Source organism: Bradyrhizobium sp. ISRA442 (assembly GCF_038085055.1).
Taxonomy (GTDB): Bacteria; Pseudomonadota; Alphaproteobacteria; order Rhizobiales; family Xanthobacteraceae; genus Bradyrhizobium.
Genome location: NZ_JALGCN010000020.1, coordinates 125,259 through 140,894, shown reverse-complemented (window position 1 = coordinate 140,894; position 15,636 = coordinate 125,259). Strand labels below are relative to the sequence as shown.

15 protein-coding genes are annotated in these 15,636 nt (G+C 63.6%); 3 read left to right on the top strand and 12 right to left on the bottom strand.

All coding sequences use genetic code 11. The features are described 5' to 3' along the window. Positions 1-834: 834 nt before the first annotated feature. A complete protein-coding gene (locus tag MTR72_RS31255; RefSeq protein WP_341511753.1) occupies positions 835-2,058 on the bottom strand; it encodes a phenylacetate--CoA ligase family protein in 1,224 nt (407 codons plus the stop codon). Positions 2,059-2,144: 86 nt separating this feature from the next. Between MTR72_RS31255 and MTR72_RS31250 the strand changes: the two genes are divergently transcribed. Next, positions 2,145-3,296, top strand: coding sequence for an AGE family epimerase/isomerase (locus MTR72_RS31250; protein ID WP_341511752.1), 1,152 nt, complete (start codon positions 2,145-2,147; stop codon positions 3,294-3,296). 58 nt (positions 3,297-3,354) lie between these two features. Here MTR72_RS31250 and MTR72_RS31245 read toward each other — a convergent pair whose 3' ends face one another. The 4 genes from MTR72_RS31245 to MTR72_RS31230 form a co-directional block, all read right to left on the bottom strand. Next, positions 3,355-4,194: an ABC transporter ATP-binding protein gene (locus MTR72_RS31245; protein ID WP_341511751.1), complete on the bottom strand. Its 840-nt coding sequence runs from the start codon at positions 4,192-4,194 to the stop codon at positions 3,355-3,357. 182 nt (positions 4,195-4,376) lie between these two features. Next, complete coding sequence (locus MTR72_RS31240; protein ID WP_341511750.1) at positions 4,377-5,660, bottom strand: ABC transporter substrate-binding protein; 1,284 nt, start codon at positions 5,658-5,660, stop codon at positions 4,377-4,379. Positions 5,661-5,702: 42 nt separating this feature from the next. Beyond that, the gene (locus tag MTR72_RS31235) at positions 5,703-6,776 is read right to left on the bottom strand and encodes a branched-chain amino acid ABC transporter permease (RefSeq protein ID WP_341511749.1); all 1,074 of its coding nucleotides are present in this window, start codon (positions 6,774-6,776) and stop codon (positions 5,703-5,705) included. Between the two features lie 3 nt (positions 6,777-6,779). Beyond that, the gene (locus MTR72_RS31230) at positions 6,780-7,673 is read right to left on the bottom strand and encodes a branched-chain amino acid ABC transporter permease (protein WP_280969805.1); all 894 of its coding nucleotides are present in this window, start codon (positions 7,671-7,673) and stop codon (positions 6,780-6,782) included. Between the two features lie 105 nt (positions 7,674-7,778). Between MTR72_RS31230 and MTR72_RS31225 the strand changes: the two genes are divergently transcribed. Then, positions 7,779-8,144: an endonuclease domain-containing protein gene (locus MTR72_RS31225; protein ID WP_341511748.1), complete on the top strand. Its 366-nt coding sequence runs from the start codon at positions 7,779-7,781 to the stop codon at positions 8,142-8,144. Positions 8,145-8,206: 62 nt separating this feature from the next. Here MTR72_RS31225 and MTR72_RS31220 read toward each other — a convergent pair whose 3' ends face one another. Together MTR72_RS31220 and MTR72_RS31215 are read right to left on the bottom strand one after the other, a co-directional pair. Next, positions 8,207-10,138, bottom strand: a complete 1,932-nt coding sequence (locus MTR72_RS31220) for a long-chain fatty acid--CoA ligase (RefSeq protein ID WP_341511747.1) — start codon at positions 10,136-10,138, stop codon at positions 8,207-8,209. Next, a complete protein-coding gene (locus tag MTR72_RS31215; RefSeq protein ID WP_280969808.1) occupies positions 10,135-10,956 on the bottom strand; it encodes an ABC transporter ATP-binding protein in 822 nt (273 codons plus the stop codon). Before MTR72_RS31215 ends, MTR72_RS31220 begins: the two co-directional genes overlap by 4 nt. A 335-nt stretch (positions 10,957-11,291) precedes the next feature. Here MTR72_RS31215 and MTR72_RS31210 point away from each other — a divergent pair, with 335 nt between their 5' ends. Further along, complete coding sequence (locus tag MTR72_RS31210) at positions 11,292-11,966, top strand: Crp/Fnr family transcriptional regulator (RefSeq protein WP_341511746.1); 675 nt, start codon at positions 11,292-11,294, stop codon at positions 11,964-11,966. Positions 11,967-12,066: 100 nt separating this feature from the next. Here MTR72_RS31210 and MTR72_RS31205 read toward each other — a convergent pair whose 3' ends face one another. The 5 genes from MTR72_RS31205 to chrA are packed head-to-tail and all read right to left on the bottom strand — an operon-like array spanning position 12,067 to position 15,635. Then, positions 12,067-13,377 carry an MFS transporter gene (locus MTR72_RS31205; protein WP_341511745.1) on the bottom strand — a complete coding sequence of 437 codons (1,311 nt, stop codon included), beginning with the start codon at positions 13,375-13,377 and terminating at the stop codon, positions 12,067-12,069. A gap of 52 nt (positions 13,378-13,429) precedes the next feature. Next, positions 13,430-13,840, bottom strand: coding sequence for a hypothetical protein (locus MTR72_RS31200; protein ID WP_341511744.1), 411 nt, complete (start codon positions 13,838-13,840; stop codon positions 13,430-13,432). Positions 13,841-13,853: 13 nt separating this feature from the next. Then, on the bottom strand, positions 13,854-14,075 hold the full coding sequence (locus tag MTR72_RS31195) for a hypothetical protein (protein WP_341511743.1): 222 nt from the start codon (positions 14,073-14,075) through the stop codon (positions 13,854-13,856). Positions 14,076-14,131: 56 nt separating this feature from the next. Continuing rightward, positions 14,132-14,479 carry a c-type cytochrome gene (locus MTR72_RS31190; RefSeq protein ID WP_280969812.1) on the bottom strand — a complete coding sequence of 116 codons (348 nt, stop codon included), beginning with the start codon at positions 14,477-14,479 and terminating at the stop codon, positions 14,132-14,134. 13 nt (positions 14,480-14,492) lie between these two features. Beyond that, the gene (gene chrA, locus MTR72_RS31185; protein ID WP_341511742.1) at positions 14,493-15,635 is read right to left on the bottom strand and encodes a chromate efflux transporter; all 1,143 of its coding nucleotides are present in this window, start codon (positions 15,633-15,635) and stop codon (positions 14,493-14,495) included. Position 15,636: the final 1 nt, after the last annotated feature.

Below are 15,636 nucleotides of genomic sequence, written 5' to 3'. Positions count from 1 at the left end.
CGGTCGAGCGCGTTCGGATGGCCATGGATGTTACGATCTCCGGAGAACCGATTGCGTTTCAGCTTGGGCACCCTTGCAATGTCTATCTCTGGTCAATCCTACTTTTCAGCTCCGGTCGTTCGCGTCCCCGGAAAGCGACTCTGACGAGCCTCCTGCGCGCTCCGCGCGACTACTGGAAGTGCGGGCTTTATGCGATTGCGCGTCGTTTGGGGTATGGTCAGCCAGCGGCTAATTTAAGCGGCGCTTGCTACGAATGCTCTGATCGCGTCGTAACCTTCGAATAGGGGCCATGTCGAAGAGCAGGTCGGGATATCGCTAGGAAAGCGTCTTTTTCGGTCTGCATCGTGAAGAAAATCTCAGATGCAATCGGGCCGCTTGCTTGTTTGTGCGGCACTTCCGGGTATTATGATGCTTCCAGCTTACGCGACAGTTTGCGGGTCGGCCCGTCGGGATTGACTCCCGAGCGTAAACCGTGCTGAACGCGCCAAATCATGCGACGAAAAGCCATATTTGCCCTGGTCGTGCTGTCCATCTCTTGGTCAAACATTTGGTGGCCGTGGGCGGACGCATATCTAGCGTGTTCGCTGGCCATCATCTCCGGCTTCGCGTTCGATGCCGTTTATGTGGTGGCCTATTACAAGGTTTTGGCTTGGAGGCAGGAAAGAGCCGCCTTGTCCAAAGGCGCGACCACCAGGCAGACGTAATAGGAAGGCGCATCTCGCGATCGTCGAGGAGTACAGTCACCCGCCCGCATGCTTATGCTAGCAGAAGCGTGAAGCTAGTGCGCGAGACCAGTTCTGATGGCCGGGCGTGCCGTTGGTACGATACGCGGTCCTACCGCTCATCCGCGATCACCTTGCCGTCGTTCGGCAGCTCCCCAGGGCTCACCAGCTCGACCGCCCCGCCAAGCTTCGTCACCGCGCGCAAAGTCGCCGCGACCTCCTCGCGCAGCGCGTCGCTTGGCGCCGCCGTCTCCGCCCTCAGGGTCATCGCATCGGTCTCGCCCTGACGCGTGACGACGAGGCGCAGGCGTCCGAGCGCGGGGTGGCGCTTGCCGATCTCGGCGACCTGCTCGGGGCGGACGAACATGCCCTTGACCTTGGTGGTCTGGTCGGCGCGGCCCATCCAGCCCTTGATGCGCATGTTGGTGCGTCCGCATTGGCTCGGGCCCGGCAGCGCCGCGGTGAGGTCGCCGAGGGCGAGCCGGATCCAGGGATGGTGCGGGTCGAGCGAGGTCACCACGATCTCGCCGACGTCGCCTTCCGCGACCGGATCGCCGGTGCCGGGCTTGACGATCTCCAGGATCAGATCCTCGTTCACGACCATGCCCTCGCGCGCCTCGGTCTCGAAGGCGATCATGCCGAGATCGGCAGTCCCGAAAGCCTGATAGGCGTCGATGCCGCGCGCCCTGATCTCGGCCTGGAGCGAGGGCGGGAAGGCGGCACCCGAGACCAGCGCGCGCTTGATCGATGAGATGTCGCGCCCCGCGGTCGCGGCGGCATCGAGCAGGATCTTCAGGAAATCCGGCGTGCCGCTGTAGCCGATCGGGCGGTAGGCCTCGATCAGCTCGAATTGCTGCTCTGTATTGCCCGGACCGGCCGGGATCACGGCGCAGCCGAGCGCGCGGGCCGAGGCATCGAAGATGAAGCCGCCGGGGGTGAGGTGATAGCTGAAGGTGTTGAGCACGACGTCGCCCTCCCGGAACCCGGCCGCGAACAGCGCCCGCGCGCCGCGCCAGGGATCGGCCTGTCGCCCCTCCGGCTCGAAGATCGGACCCGGGGAGGTGAAGAGCCGCGCGAACGCGCCGGGAGCAGCCGCCACGAAGCCGCCGAAGGGCGCTGAGGCCCTCTGCAGGGCCGGGAGCTCCGACTTGCGCAGCACCGGAAGACGCGCCAGCGCCGCTCTGGAGGTCACCGAGGCCGGGTCGAAGCCCCTGAGCCGCTCGGCATAGGCTGGGGCGGCCATCGCACTGCGCAGCAGGCCCGGCAGGCGGGAGAACAGCTCGGCCTCGCGCGCAGCTGCCTCGCGCGTCTCCAGGGCGTCGTAATGGGCGGTCATGGCTGGTCCTTACGGGTTGGCATCCGTTGCACGCCAGCGCCGGCATGGGTATCAGACGGCAACTGCGGTGGCCTGGAGAGATTGGGGTGGCGGACGAACGAATCATGGCGGCGGAGGGGACGGCGGACGTCATCGCGCGCCTGAAGCGCCGCCTGATCGACGAGGCGCTGCCGCTGTGGTCGGCGGTCGGCTGGGACGCTGCCGCAGGCGGTTTCGTCGACCGGCTGCACCGCGACGGCACGGCGGATGCGGCTGCGCCGCGGCGCGTGTTCGTGCAGGCGCGCCAGATCTGGTGCTATGCCAAGGCGGCACAGATGGGCTGGTATCCCGACGGCCGCGCCATCGCGCTGAAGGGGCTGGAGCACCTGCTGGCGAAGGCCAAGGCGCCGGACGGTCGGCCCGGCTACGTGCACCGCCTGGCGCCCGACGGCGCGGTGCTGGACGCGCGGCGCGACGCCTACGACCACGCTTTCATCCTGTTCGCGCTTGCCGCCGCCTATGCGCTCGACCGGGACGCCCAGATTCGCGGCGAGATCGACGCGCTGCTCGGCTTCCTCGATGGCCATTTGCGCTCGCCCCATGGCGGGGTGCACGAAAGCCTGCCGGTCTCGCTGCCGCGCCGGCAGAATCCGCACATGCATCTGTTCGAGGCGATGATCGCCTGCTTCGACGCGACCCACGATTTGTCGTTCCAGAACCGCGCCGGCGAGTTCTTTGCGCTGTTCCTCGCCAATCTCTACGACAAGCAGAAACGGATTCTGACAGAGTATTTCGAGGAGGACTGGTCGAAGATCGCGCCGGTCAGCGTCGAACCCGGCCACCAGGCCGAGTGGGTGTGGCTGCTGAAGGGGTTTGAGCGCATCACGGGATGTCCGACCGGACCGCGGCGATCCGAGCTCCTGGCCACCGCGCTGCGCTATCGCGACGAGGCGACCGGCTGCCTGGTCGACGAGGGCGATGAGGCCGGCCACATCCGCCGCAGCACGCGCCGGCTGTGGCCGCAGACCGAGATGGCGAAGGCCTGGATCGCGCAGGCCGAATCGGGCGAGCCTGGCGCCGCGGAGGAGGCGCGCGCGGCGTTGGTGCGGCTCGAACGGCACTATCTCAGCCACCCCGTGCGGGGCGGCTGGTACGATCAGTTCGATCGCGACGGCACGTCGCTGGTCGACACCATTCCTGCGTCGTCGTTCTATCATGTTCTCTGCGCAGTCACGGAAGCGGAGCAGGTGCTCGAATAGACTCTTTAGTTTTGACGCGCTTTCTTCACGCGAACCGGTTCCCACGTTGCTCGAAACGCTATAGCCAGCGCTTGCGCCGCTTGAAACTCTTCAGGTTCTTGAAGCTCTTGCGCTGGTCGCCGGCGCCGCCGAGGTAGAATTCCTTGACGTCTTCGTTGTCGCGTAATTCGTCCGCGGTGCCGTCGAGCACGATCTTGCCCTGTTCCATGATGTAGCCATGGCTCGCCACCGAGAGCGCGGCGCGCGCGTTCTGCTCGACCAGCAGGATGGTGACGCCGAGGTCGCGGTTGATCTTCTGGATGATCGCGAAGACCTCTTTCACGAGCAGTGGCGACAATCCCATCGACGGCTCGTCCATCAAAATCATCTTCGGCCGCGCCATCAGCGCGCGGCCGATTGCGAGCATCTGCTGCTCGCCGCCGGAGAGATAGCCGGCAAGCCCGGTGCGCTCCTTGAGCCGTGGGAAATAGTTGAAGACCATGTCGAGGTCGGCATCGACCTCGCGGTCCCTGCGGGTGAAGGCGCCGAGCTTGAGGTTCTCCAATGAGGTCATGTCGGCGACGATGCGCCGGCCCTCCATCACTTGGAAGATGCCGCGGCGCACGATCTTTTCGGGATCGATGCCGGCGATGGCGGAGCCTTCGAACAGGATCTCGCCGCGCGTGACTTCACCGTCCTCGGTCTTGAGCAGCCCCGAGATCGCCTTCAGCGTCGTCGACTTGCCGGCGCCGTTGGCGCCCAAGAGCGCCACGATCGCGCCCTTGGGCACGTCGAGGCTGAGGCCGCGCAGCACCAGGATGACGTCGTCATAGACGACCTCGATGTTGCGCACGCTGAGGAGGGATGCTGCTGGCACGATGCTGGGCGACGGACGCTCGATGTGAGCCGCTTCACTCATGGTCAGTTACTCTCTCGATGTCGTCACCCGCCACCGGGTCGGCGCGAAGCGCCGCCCGATGACAGGCTCCGGCGGGTGACCCAGTATTCCAGAGACCGCCCGACGTTGCCTGAGAAGCCGCGGCGTACTGGATCCCCCGCTTTCGCGGGGGATGACAGTTGTGCGTGAGGCGAGCGTTGAGCTCACCACCCCAGCAATTCCGGCTTGCGCGGCAGCTCGATGGTCTTGACCTTCTCGAGCTTGATCGTGCCCTTGGCCATGAGGTCGTTGAGATCGCCGTCGGTCGCGCCCGCGACCTTGGTGCGATAGAGGTCGACCTTGAGGGAGCCGCGGTGATCCTTCTCCGTCCAGGTCGAGGGATTACACACGCCTTCCATTCCGGCCGGCACCCAATCCTTCTTCTGATAGAAGCCTTTCGCCACGTTCTCGCCGGTGGCGCCGCCGTTCTTGACGGCCCAATCCAGCGCCTCCTTCATGTAGAGCGCCGAGCAGACCGCCGCGATGTAGTGCACGGGACGATAGACCTTGCCGGTCGGATCCGACATCTTGGAGATTTCCATCACCGTCTTCATGCCGGGCGCATCGCCGCCCCAGCTCACTGCGGTGCGCAGCGGGAAGATCACCCCATTGGCGGCATCGCCCGCGGTCTTGGCTGCGTTCTCGTCCATGCCCCAGACATTGCCGAGGAACTGCACGTCGGCACCAGCGGTCTTGCAGGCCTTCATGACCGAAATGTTCGAGGCCGCGGTGTTCCCGAGATAGGCGTAATTGGCACCGGAGGATTTCAGGCTGAGGCACTGCGCGTTGTAGTCACCGGGCGACAGCGCGAACACCAGCGGCGGCAGTACCTCGAAGCCGAGCTCCTGCGCCATGGCTTCGCCGGCGGCCTTCGGCGCGTTCGGGTAGGGGTGGTTGGCGCCCATGTGCACGAATTTCGGCTTGCCGGGCTTGCCCTTGGCCTTCCAGTCCTCGGCCGCCCACATCAGCATCGCGCGCAGCGAGTCCGAATAGCTTGGGCCATAGAAGAAATTGTAGGGCGCGGGCTTGGCCTTGCCGCTCGTGCCTTCCGGATCGGTGAGCGCAGCGGCGTATGAGCCCGACATATCGGGAATCTTGTCCTGGGCGAGGAAGCCGGTCAGCGCCTCGGTGTCGGCGGTGCCCCAGCCCATGATCGCCGCGACCTTGCTGTCGGGCGCCGACCACTTCTTGTAGAGCGCGATCGCGCGTGGCACCTGATAGCCGTAATCGTTGGTGTCGACGCTGACCTGCTTGCCGCCGACGCCGCCGTTCTTGTTGACCCAGGCGAAGGCGTCGGCGACGGCCTGGCCGTAGGGCTGGCCGACGTCGGAGGTGCCGCCGGAATAATCGGCGAGATGCCCGATCGCGATCTGCGCCTGCGCGCTCGCCGAGAATGCGGCGATCGCCAGCGCGAGCGATGCGGTGCTCAGAAGCGATTTCGTCTTCATGGGTTGGTTCCTCCTGTTATCGTTTAAGTGAAGTTTCCGAGCTCAATGCGAGAACGGGTAGAGTTTCCAGTAGGCCTTTATCTGCCGCCAGCGATGCGCGAGCCCGTCGGGCTCGAACATCAGGAACGCGATGATGATGAGCCCGATCGCGATCTCGCGCAGGAAGGTGATGTTGGTGTTGAGCGAGAGCGCCTGATCGATCGCGCCGCCTTTCAGGTGCAGGCTCAGCCACTCCATCGATTCCGGCAGCAGCACCACGAAGGCGGTGCCCATCAGCGTGCCCATGATCGAGCCGGTGCCGCCGATGATGATCATGGCCAGGAACAGGATCGAGCGTTCGATGCCAAAACCCTCCTGGGATACCACGAGCTGGTAATGCGCATAGAGCGCGCCCGCGATGCCGGCGAAGAAGGCGGCGAGGCCAAACGACAGCGTGCGGTATTTGGTTAGGTTGATGCCCATGATCTCCGCGGAGAGATAATGGTCGCGGATCGCCACCAGCGCGCGGCCGTCGCGGGTGCGCATCAGATTGGTCACGAGAATGTAGCTGAGGAGCACATAGGCCAGTACGACGTAGAAGTATTGCCGGTCGCCGCGCAGCGTGTAGCCGAAGACCGAGAACGGCTCGGCGCTCGCCGGCACCGAGCCGCCGGAGAACCATTCGGCGCGGGAGAAGAAGTCGAGCAGGATGTATTGCGCGGCGAGCGTGGCGATGACGAGGTAGAGGCCCTTCAGCCGCGCCGCCGGGATGCCGAAGATCAGCCCGACCAGCGCGGTGATCACGCCCGCGAGCGGGATCGCGAAGAACACCGGGATCGGCGCGTTGTTGGAGATGTAGGCCGAGGTGAAGGCGCCGAGCAGGAAGAAGGCGGCATGCCCGATCGAGATCTGTCCGGTGAAGCCGACCAGGATGTTGAGGCCGAGCGCCGCGATCGAGAATATGCCGATCTGGATCAGGATGCTGAGCCAGTAGCCGCTGAAGAACTGCGGCGCGAGGCATAGCAGCAGCACGCCGGCGATGGCGAAGTTGCGGCTGGTCCTGGTCGGGAAGACCGTGGTGTCGGCCGCGTAGGATGTACGGAAGTCACCAGCAGGGATGAGGGCAGGGCCGGCCATGGGTCAGATCCGCTCGATGTCGTGGGTGCCGAACAGGCCGTAGGGCTTGATCATCAACACGATGATCAAGACGTAGAACGGCGCAATCTCGTAGAGATTGCCCCAGTGCAGATACTCGCTGTCGACATATTGGGCGATGTTCTCCAGGAGCCCGATGATGATGCCGCCGAGCACGGCGCCGCCGACGGAATCCAGTCCGCCGAGGATGGCCGCCGGAAACACCTTGATGCCGTAGGCCGCAAGGCCCGACGACACACCGTTGACGACGGCGACGACGACGCCCGCGACCGCCGACACGGTGGCCGAAATCGCCCAGGCCATCGCAAAGACGCTCTTCACGGAAATGCCGAGCGACTGCGCGACCTGCTGGTTGAACGCGGTGGCGCGCATCGCAAGGCCGTATTTGGAGGCGCGGAAGAACCAGGCCATGCCGATCATCATGGCGACGGACACCACGAGGCTCATGACATAGACGGTCTGGATCTGAAGCCCGAACAGGTTGACCGACTGGCTCTCGAACACTCGCGGGAAGGGCTGCGGATTGACGCCGAACATCCATTTCAGCGCCGCCTGGAACACGGTGGAGAGGCCGATCGTGACCATGATGACCGAGATGATCGGCTCGCCGATCATCGGCCGCAGGATCAGGACCTGGATCGCGATGCCGAACACGAACATGAACACCAGCGTCATCGGCATGCCGACCCAGAACGGCACCTGGTATTTCGCGAGCAGTGCCCAGCACACCCAGGCGCCGACCAGCAGAAGCTCACCCTGCGCGAAATTGACGACCTGCGTCGCCTTGTAGATCAGCACGAACGACATCGCGACCACGCCATAGAGCGTGCCGACCACGAGGCCGTTGACGATGAGCTGGATGAGAAATGCGGTGTTCATGTTTTATGGTATCCTTCGCCTCTCCCCGCGTGCGGGGAGAGGCCGACGCGCGCCGAGCGATGCGAAGCATCGTCCGGAGCGCGGCGGGTGAGGGGGAGCTTCCACATGCGAGGTGCTGATAAGTCCAAGACCGGGCGCGCAAGAAGCCTGCGAGCCGCGTTGACGGATGCGGAAGGAACGCTCTGGTATCGCCTGCGTGCCCGCAGGCTGAATGGCCACAAGTTCGTCCGGCAAGAGCCGATTGGGCCCTACACCGTCGACTTCATTTGCCGCGAGTGCCGCTTGACTATTGAAGTTGACGGCGGACAACATGCCGACAGTCCGCGCGACGCCGTGCGCGAAAAATGGCTTGCCGACCGCAACTATCGGATACTCCGCTTCTGGAACAACGACGTAGGGAGTAATCTGGGCGGCGTTCTCGAAACCATCGCGACCGCCCTCGCGGAAGCTCCCCCTCACCCGGATCGCTGACGCGATCCGGCCTCTCCCCGCAAGCGGGGAGAGGCGTAGAGTCGCAGTGCGCACCCCCTGATTCACTCCGCCGCCTCCGCCATGGGTCCGTGGCCGCCGAGGTCCACGACGCGCAGCGTGGTGCGTACACGTTGGGTAGTGCCGTCCTGGAAACGGATGACGGTGTCGACGGGGATGTCGGCGTCGCCGCGGTAGATGGCGTCGATGATGCCTTCGTATTTCTCGTTGATGACGCCGCGGCGCACCTTTCTTGTGCGGGTGAGCTCGCCGTCGTCGGCATCGAGTTCCTTGTAGAGCAAGAGGAAGCGCGAGATGCGCTGCGCCGGCGGCAGCGTCGCATTGACGGTCTCGACCTCCTTCTGCAGCAGCGCATAGACCTCGGGCCGCGAGGCGAGATCGCTGTAGGTCGTGAAGGAGAGCCGGTTCTTCTCCGCCCATTTCGAGATGATGGAGTAACGGATGCAGATCATCGCCGCGAGCGCGTCGCGCCCGGCGCCGAGCACCACGGCCTCGGCGATATAGGGCGAGAATTTCAGCTTGTTTTCGATGAATTGTGGCGAGAAGCGCTCGCCGCGCGAGGTCTCAGCCAGATCCTTGATGCGGTCGATGACGACGAGCTGCTTGTTGTCGTTGAAATACCCGGCATCGCCGGAACACATCCAGCCGTCCTTGATGTCGGCGACGCTCGCCTCGGGATTCTTATAGTAGCCGAGGAACATGTTGGGGTGCCGCACCACGATCTCGCCGACGCCGTGGATGTCGGCGTTGTCGATGCGGATCTCGACGCTGTCGGCCATCGGCACGCCCGTCGTGTCGGGATCGACCTTGCCCTCGGGATGTAGCGTATAGGCCCCGAGCAGCTCGGTCTGTCCGTAGAGCGTGCGCAGCGGCACGCCCATGGCCTGGAAGAACTTGAAGGTTTCGGGCCCGAGCGCTGCGCCGCCGGTCGCCGCCGAGCGCAGCCGGGTGAAGCCGAGCCGGTCGCGCAGCGCGCGGAACAGGATCATGTCGGCAACGCTCGAACGCTTGCCCTGTTCGAGTGCGGCGAGGCCCGTCTTCATGCCGAGATCGAACAGGCGCTGCTTGAACGGCGTTGCGTCCATCACCTTGGCGCGGACGTCGGCCGCGATCGATTCCCATACGCGGGGAGCAAACAGCACGAACGTCGGCGCGATCTCGCGCAGATCGTTCATCATGGTGTCGGGCTCTTCGACGAAGTTGATCTTCATCCGGCACAAGAGGCCTTTGCCGAGCACGTAGACCTGCTCCATGATCCATGGCAGCGGCAGCACCGAGACGTATTCGTCGTCGGGGCCCTTGGGATCGAAGGCGAGATAAGTCGCGCAGTGGCCGAGCACGCGGCCGGCGGCGAGCATCGCGAGCTTGGGATGCGAGGTCGTGCCCGAGGTGGTGCAGAGGATCGCGACGTCCTCGCCCTTGGTCGCGTCCACCAGCCGATCATAAAGCTCCGGCTCCCGCGCCGCCCGGGCACGGCCGAGCTCGGCGAATTTTTCCGCCGGCATCAGGCGCGGATCGTCGTATTTCCGCATTCCGCGCGGATCGGAATAGATGATGTGCTTCAGCTTCGGCACACGGTCGGCAAGGCCGAGCAGCTTGTCGACCTGCTCCTCGTCCTCGGCGAAGACGAGCTGGGCTTCGCCATAGTTAAGGAGGTAGGAGGCCTCCTCGTCCAGCACGTCGCGATAGAGCCCGAGACTCAATCCGCCGATGGCGTGGGTTGCAACTTCCGCCGCGACCCAGTCCGGCCGGTTGTCGCCGATGATGCCGACGACATCACCGCGGCCAAGGCCCAGCTCGACCAGGCCGAGCGCGAAATCGCGCACACGCGTCTGATAGTCGTTCCAGGTGAACAGGCGCCAGAGGCCAAAATCCTTCTCGCGCAGCGCGATCTCGCTGCCGTGCTCCTTCGCGTTCAGCCGCAGCATTTTCGGATAGGTATCGGCCTGCGCGACGCGTCCCGCATAATCCATCATGCGGCGCTCTCCGTCCGTACGGGCGCATCGTCCGGATCGACCAGCACCTCGTCCTCCTCGCCGAGATAGGCGCGCTTGACGTGGGGATCGGCAAGCACCGTGGCCGGATCACCCTCGGCGATCTTGCGGCCGAAATCCAGCACCATGACGCGGTGGGAGATGTCCATCACCACGCCCATGTCGTGCTCGATCATCACCACCGTCATCCCGAACTCCTCGTTGAGATCGACGATGTAGCGGGCCATGTCCTCCTTCTCCTCGAAATTCATGCCGGCCATCGGCTCGTCGAGGAGGATGAGGCGCGGCTCCAGCGCCATGGCGCGGGCCAGTTCCACGCGCTTGCGCAAGCCATAGGAGAGGGTGCCGGCGGTGGCCTTGCGCACCGACTGGAGGTCGAGGAAGTCGATGATCTCCTCCACCTTGCGGCGATGCTCCAGCTCCTCCCTGCGCGCGCCCGTGAGCCAGTAGAGCGAGCCGGTGATGAAGTTGTTCTTCAGGAGGTGATGGCGGCCGACCATGATGTTGTCGAGCACGCTCATATGGTGGAACAGCGCCAGATTCTGGAAGGTGCGGCCGATGCCGAGCGAAGCGCGGGCGTTCGGCGTCAGTGCTGTGATGTCGCGGCCCCGGTAGAAGAGCTGGCCCTCGGTCGGCTTGTAGCGACCGGAAATACAGTTCACGATCGAGGTCTTGCCGGCGCCGTTGGGACCGATGATCGAGAACAGCTCGCCCTCCTTGATGGCGAAGCCGACATCGGTCAGCGCGCGGACGCCGCCGAACCGCAAGGACACGCCGCGCACTTCAAGACTGGTCGCCACCAAAAAATCCCTCCCGGGTGATGGCGCTTGCCGCGCTCTTCATCCGCTCCTGCCAAGGCGATCCTAATACGGTCATGCCGGTGAGGCCATGCAGCTATTGGTCTCGACCGGCTTGGCGCCGCTCTCGTTCCCATCGGGATCAAAAGCCGCATCGCCCAAGGTGGCCCTCAATAGGGGAAAGCGCTATTTTGAAATGTCTCGCGCCTGACAATTCGGCGACAAAGTTTTTCGGGCGGGGGGCGCCTTCATCTTTGGTCGAATGGCGGCAGAGCGAACTTGTTGCAGTGCAACAATCGAGAGTGGAGTGACGAAACGGTGCGGCTGGCTTCGGGATCATGATTTCAGAGGATCACCTGAAGCGCGTTGCCGCGTGGTCGCGCGAGCTCACGGGACGGGAGATCGAGGTCGCCCGCGCCGGAATCACGGAACGGTCCTACGGCACGGGCGAGACGGTTTTCATGCGCGGCGATACGTTTGCGTATTGGGCCGGCATGGTGAGCGGCCTTGCCCGCATGGGCGGGGTCTCGCGCGACGGCAAGGAGACCAGCCTTGCCGGGCTGACGGCCGGTGCCTGGTTCGGGGAGGGCAGCGTGCTCAAGAACGAGCCGCGCCGCTATGACGTGGTCGCACTGCGCGACAGCCGCGTCGCTCTGATGGAACGCAGCGCCTTCATGTGGCTGTTCGAGAACAGCGTCGGCTTCAATCGCTTCCTGGTGCGCCAGCTCAACGAGCGGCTCGGCCAATTCATCGGCATGCTCGAGGTCAACCGCACGCTGGACGCCACCGCGCGTCTCGCGCGCAGCATCGCCTCGCTGTTCAACCCGATCCTCTATCCCGAATCGACCACGCATCTGGAGATCACCCAGGAGGAGATCGGCGCGCTCTCGGGCATGTCGCGGCAGAACGCCAATCGCGCGCTGAACCGGCTGGAGAAGGAGGGATTGCTGCGGCTCGAATATGGCGGCGTCACCATCCTCGATATCGAGCGGCTGCGCGGGTACGGCGATTAGTCTAGTTCGCGCTCCATCTGGCCGACGAGCGCCACGGGACCACGAAGCCAGGGAAACCAAGGCGCGCTGGTGCAACGAAATTCCGGTTCTCTATCGACGGTCATCCCACTCTCCGGTGATGAGCGCTCCCGAACCGCCCAGTCCTCCCGGCCGCCTGCTCGACAGTCCCTTCGGCTTCTTCGGGCGGTTTGATGTGACGGAACGACAGCAACAGCGTGATGTCATAGGCGATCTTCAGAGCGCCGCAGATCACGAGCGGGAGTCCTGAAAATGCCGTACCGAGCATCGCGCCAGCCACGCTCGGACTGATGGCGGAGGCAAGGCTGCGCGGGACGGCCGTCACGCTGGCGGCCGCCGGGCGCTCCTCGGGCGTGACAACCGCCATCACGTAGGAAGTGCGTGTTGGCACATCCATCTGCGAAAGCGCCGCTCGGATCGAAAGCAGGACCAATACGATCATCAGGTTCGGAATGAGGGCGGCCGCGATCAGGCAGAAGCTTGATGGGATGTGCGTGAAGACCATCGTGTTGACCAGCCCGAACCGCCGCGACAGCCTTGCGGCAAGCGGATAAGAAAAGGCCGAAAGCGTGTTGGACCAGAAAAAGAAGAGGCTGGCGCTCGAAAGCGAAAGATCGAAGCGCTCGAACAGCCACAAAGCGACAAGCGATTGAACGGCAAAGCCGCCGGCAAAGGCATCAACACTGAAGAGAGCCGCAAGCCGGTAGACAATTCGTCGCGAAGGACCAAGAGCGGAAGCCTTCGGTCGCTCGTCTATTGTTTGTGAGGATTCCGGCAGCAGCCGATAGAGGACCGCGCCGATGAGACCAAGGGCGGTATAGACGAAGAACATGGACTTCAGGGCAACGAGTCTCGGCACGTCAAACGAAACGAGAAAGTCGGGCACGGTGGCCGCCAAGGCGCCCGCCGCTGTCGACAGTCCCCCAATCAGGCTGTAGCGCGCAAAGATCTGCGTACGCTTCTGATCGCTCGTATCGCCGGCCAGGAACGCGTGCTCGAGCGGCACGAAGAGTCCGATATCTCCGGGCGAGGGATTGATGGTGCCGACAAAAGCAAGAAGCAGGATGACCGGAAACGCCTCCGCGAACGGAAACGCCAGACCAGTCAGCATCATCGTGAGCGCGCTCAGCAGCAAGAGCGTCCGCAAGTCGCGATGCACTCCCAGCCAACCGACGCCCAGCGTGAGAATCGCGGTCCCCAGCAGGGCGCCGGTGGCAACCACGCCGACCTGGAAAGGGGAGTAACCCAGCTCGACGAGGTAAGCAGGCAAAATGATCGTGGCAAAGCCGTCAGCAAGGCCGCGCGCGGCGCGTGCACCGAACAGCAGCGCGATTGCGGACCGGGGCTTTAGCTGCGGTTCCACGTTTCGTACGGTGTCCGGCTGATGACTCATCCGCGTAGCGCCTCCAACGCACCGGTTGCAGGCAGCCAGGCCCGCGCATCTTCTAAAGTAGCCGGATGGCGCGCCTCACTACCGGTGTCACTCGATTCGCTATGGCCAGTGTCTGAAGTTCATCTGTTTCCAAGGCAATCTTTTGAGCAAGCATGACGTCGCCAGGAACGAGATACCCCTCAGGAGCAAAGCACAAGATGCTTCCAGATTGCCCCTCGAGATCGATTTCCCGTACGTTAGCAACAGATCCGTATTGCACTCGGTACCGTCTCCGGGTCGCGCAGCCCACGACGTCGAAGTAACCTTGCTCCTCGAACTGTCTCCTCTGGGCTGAGGTTAGCCATTCACGCAGAAGCGTTCGTCCTTTCACCTCAGGTGAATTTTCCCTGACAAAGCTGTGATACAGGCGCCGGAGCGCTCGAAATCGCGAAATCCGAGCTCCACATCTGCTGATGAGAGACACTGCGACCGCCCTTCTATCCACCCCTAAGCCGCCGGAAGAACAGCGTTTCTTTCGCGGTCGGATCAAAAGCAAACACTCGCCGCGATTGGCCGTCCGCAGTCCGCACTGCGGCTGTAAATCCTTGGCTGGTCAGGTCCCTGAAACGCCTCTCCGCCTTGGCCAGCGCTTGAATATCGTCGGCGTCGAATTCCTCGCGGGAGTGGCCGGTGGGATCCATTACAATTTGAGTCGCCATAAGATGCTCCTGGACTTAGGAACAAACCGGATGCGGATGGGTCAGGTCTCGCTGACTCATCCCTCGTGCGGCTTCAATTCTCGGATGTACTTGATGATCTCATCGATCTGCGCATCGCTGAACATCGAGCCGAACGCGGGCATCGCGCCCGACTTGCCGTTCTTGATACGATTGCGGAGAAAGTCATCGTCCCGTTTCGTATCCATGAGCTGCGGCCCCTTGCCGGCAGCGCGGCCACCATCGGAGTGACACCAGCCGCATGTCGTTGCGAACAACTGAGGGACATCGACTGGTGCGTTATCCGGCGGAGCGGTAGCCGACTGCGCTAGAGCCGGCGCGGCTGACGTCAATGAGGCGGCCAGCACGGCGGGCAGCAAAATCCTGATACGGTGGTCAAAGTTCATGATGCGTAACCCTCTATTTCACCATCACCCACGCGGGCTGCAGCAGCGGATAAGCGATAAGTCCCACGACCGCCGTTGCCGCAATCAGCGTCGGATTGTTGATCTTCCAGCGGAACAACACGGCAAGAGAGACTATGCCGATCGCCGCCGTCAGCCAGTCGCCGATTGCGATCTTCCCGAGCAGGACACAAGCGCCCAGGATGGTGCCGATCGCTGCTGCGTATGCGCCCTTCACAAAACCCTGGACGTTGGCGTTTCCTCGATGCCGCGCCAGGATTGGTGCCACGATGAGGACCAACAGGAAGGACGGCAAGAAGATGCCCACCGTGGAGACCAGCGAGCCCCAGAATCCCGCCACCAGATAACCGACGAAGGTTGCCGTGATCACGACCGGCCCCGGACTGATCATGCCGATCGCGACCGCGATCAGGAATTGCCGCTCATCAAGCCAGTTGTATTGCTGTACCAACCCCTGTTCCAGGAACGGCACGATCACCAGACCGCTACCGAACGTCAGCGAACCGGCTTTCAGGAAGAACAGCGTGAGTTTGCCGAGTGTAGAACCAGTCGCGACCGGCGCCATCGGCGCGGCCGCAGGCACGACAACCACGGGCAGAATTGCGGGTGTACGTTTGAACAAGCTGCCATAGTAGAGAATGCCGACAATGCCAGCGCCGATGAATAACAGCGCGACCTCAGCCTGCAGGATGATCGTCACCGCGAAACACACAACGGCGATCGCCCATTGCAGCCAGTCTTCCATGCCAAGCTTGGCCAGCCGGTAGCAGGAATGCAAAATGAGCGCGATCACGGCTGGACTGACGCCATAGAAGATGGCAGTGACCGGCTGGAGATCGCCGAGATGGACGTAGAGCGCTCCTAACGCCGCGACAATAACAAAATTGGGCAGGATGAAGCACCATCCGCCGAGCCACGCGCCCCAGAAGCCGCAACGCAGCCACGCGATGTAGACCCCGACCTGGATCGCCAGTGGACCGGGAAGCGATTGGCAGATGGCGATAGACTCGCGCATCTGCTCCTTGCTGAGCCACTTCTTGTCGTTGACCAGTTCGCGTTCCATCTGGCCCACGAGCGCAACCGGACCACCGAAGCCGAGAAAGCCGAGGCGCAGGAAGTAGAGTGCAAGCTCCGCCATA

What these genes read in the sequence shown, in the direction of transcription:
- MTR72_RS31195 (WP_341511743.1), bottom strand. Translation starts at nt 14,075, where the DNA reads ATGGCGACTCAAATTGTAATGGATCCCACCGGCCACTCCCGCGAGGAA.
- MTR72_RS31205 (WP_341511745.1), bottom strand. Translation starts at nt 13,377, where the DNA reads ATGAGTCATCAGCCGGACACCGTACGAAACGTGGAACCGCAGCTAAAG.
- MTR72_RS31245 (WP_341511751.1), bottom strand. Translation starts at nt 4,194, where the DNA reads ATGAGTGAAGCGGCTCACATCGAGCGTCCGTCGCCCAGCATCGTGCCA.
- MTR72_RS31190 (WP_280969812.1), bottom strand. Translation starts at nt 14,479, where the DNA reads ATGAACTTTGACCACCGTATCAGGATTTTGCTGCCCGCCGTGCTGGCC.
- MTR72_RS31235 (WP_341511749.1), bottom strand. Translation starts at nt 6,776, where the DNA reads ATGGCCGGCCCTGCCCTCATCCCTGCTGGTGACTTCCGTACATCCTAC.
- chrA (WP_341511742.1), bottom strand. Translation starts at nt 15,635, where the DNA reads ATGGCGGAGCTTGCACTCTACTTCCTGCGCCTCGGCTTTCTCGGCTTC.
- MTR72_RS31230 (WP_280969805.1), bottom strand. Translation starts at nt 7,673, where the DNA reads ATGAACACCGCATTTCTCATCCAGCTCATCGTCAACGGCCTCGTGGTC.
- MTR72_RS31255 (WP_341511753.1), bottom strand. Translation starts at nt 2,058, where the DNA reads ATGACCGCCCATTACGACGCCCTGGAGACGCGCGAGGCAGCTGCGCGC.
- MTR72_RS31210 (WP_341511746.1), top strand. Translation starts at nt 11,292, where the DNA reads ATGATTTCAGAGGATCACCTGAAGCGCGTTGCCGCGTGGTCGCGCGAG.
- MTR72_RS31220 (WP_341511747.1), bottom strand. Translation starts at nt 10,138, where the DNA reads ATGATGGATTATGCGGGACGCGTCGCGCAGGCCGATACCTATCCGAAA.
- MTR72_RS31240 (WP_341511750.1), bottom strand. Translation starts at nt 5,660, where the DNA reads ATGAAGACGAAATCGCTTCTGAGCACCGCATCGCTCGCGCTGGCGATC.
- MTR72_RS31225 (WP_341511748.1), top strand. Translation starts at nt 7,779, where the DNA reads ATGCGAGGTGCTGATAAGTCCAAGACCGGGCGCGCAAGAAGCCTGCGA.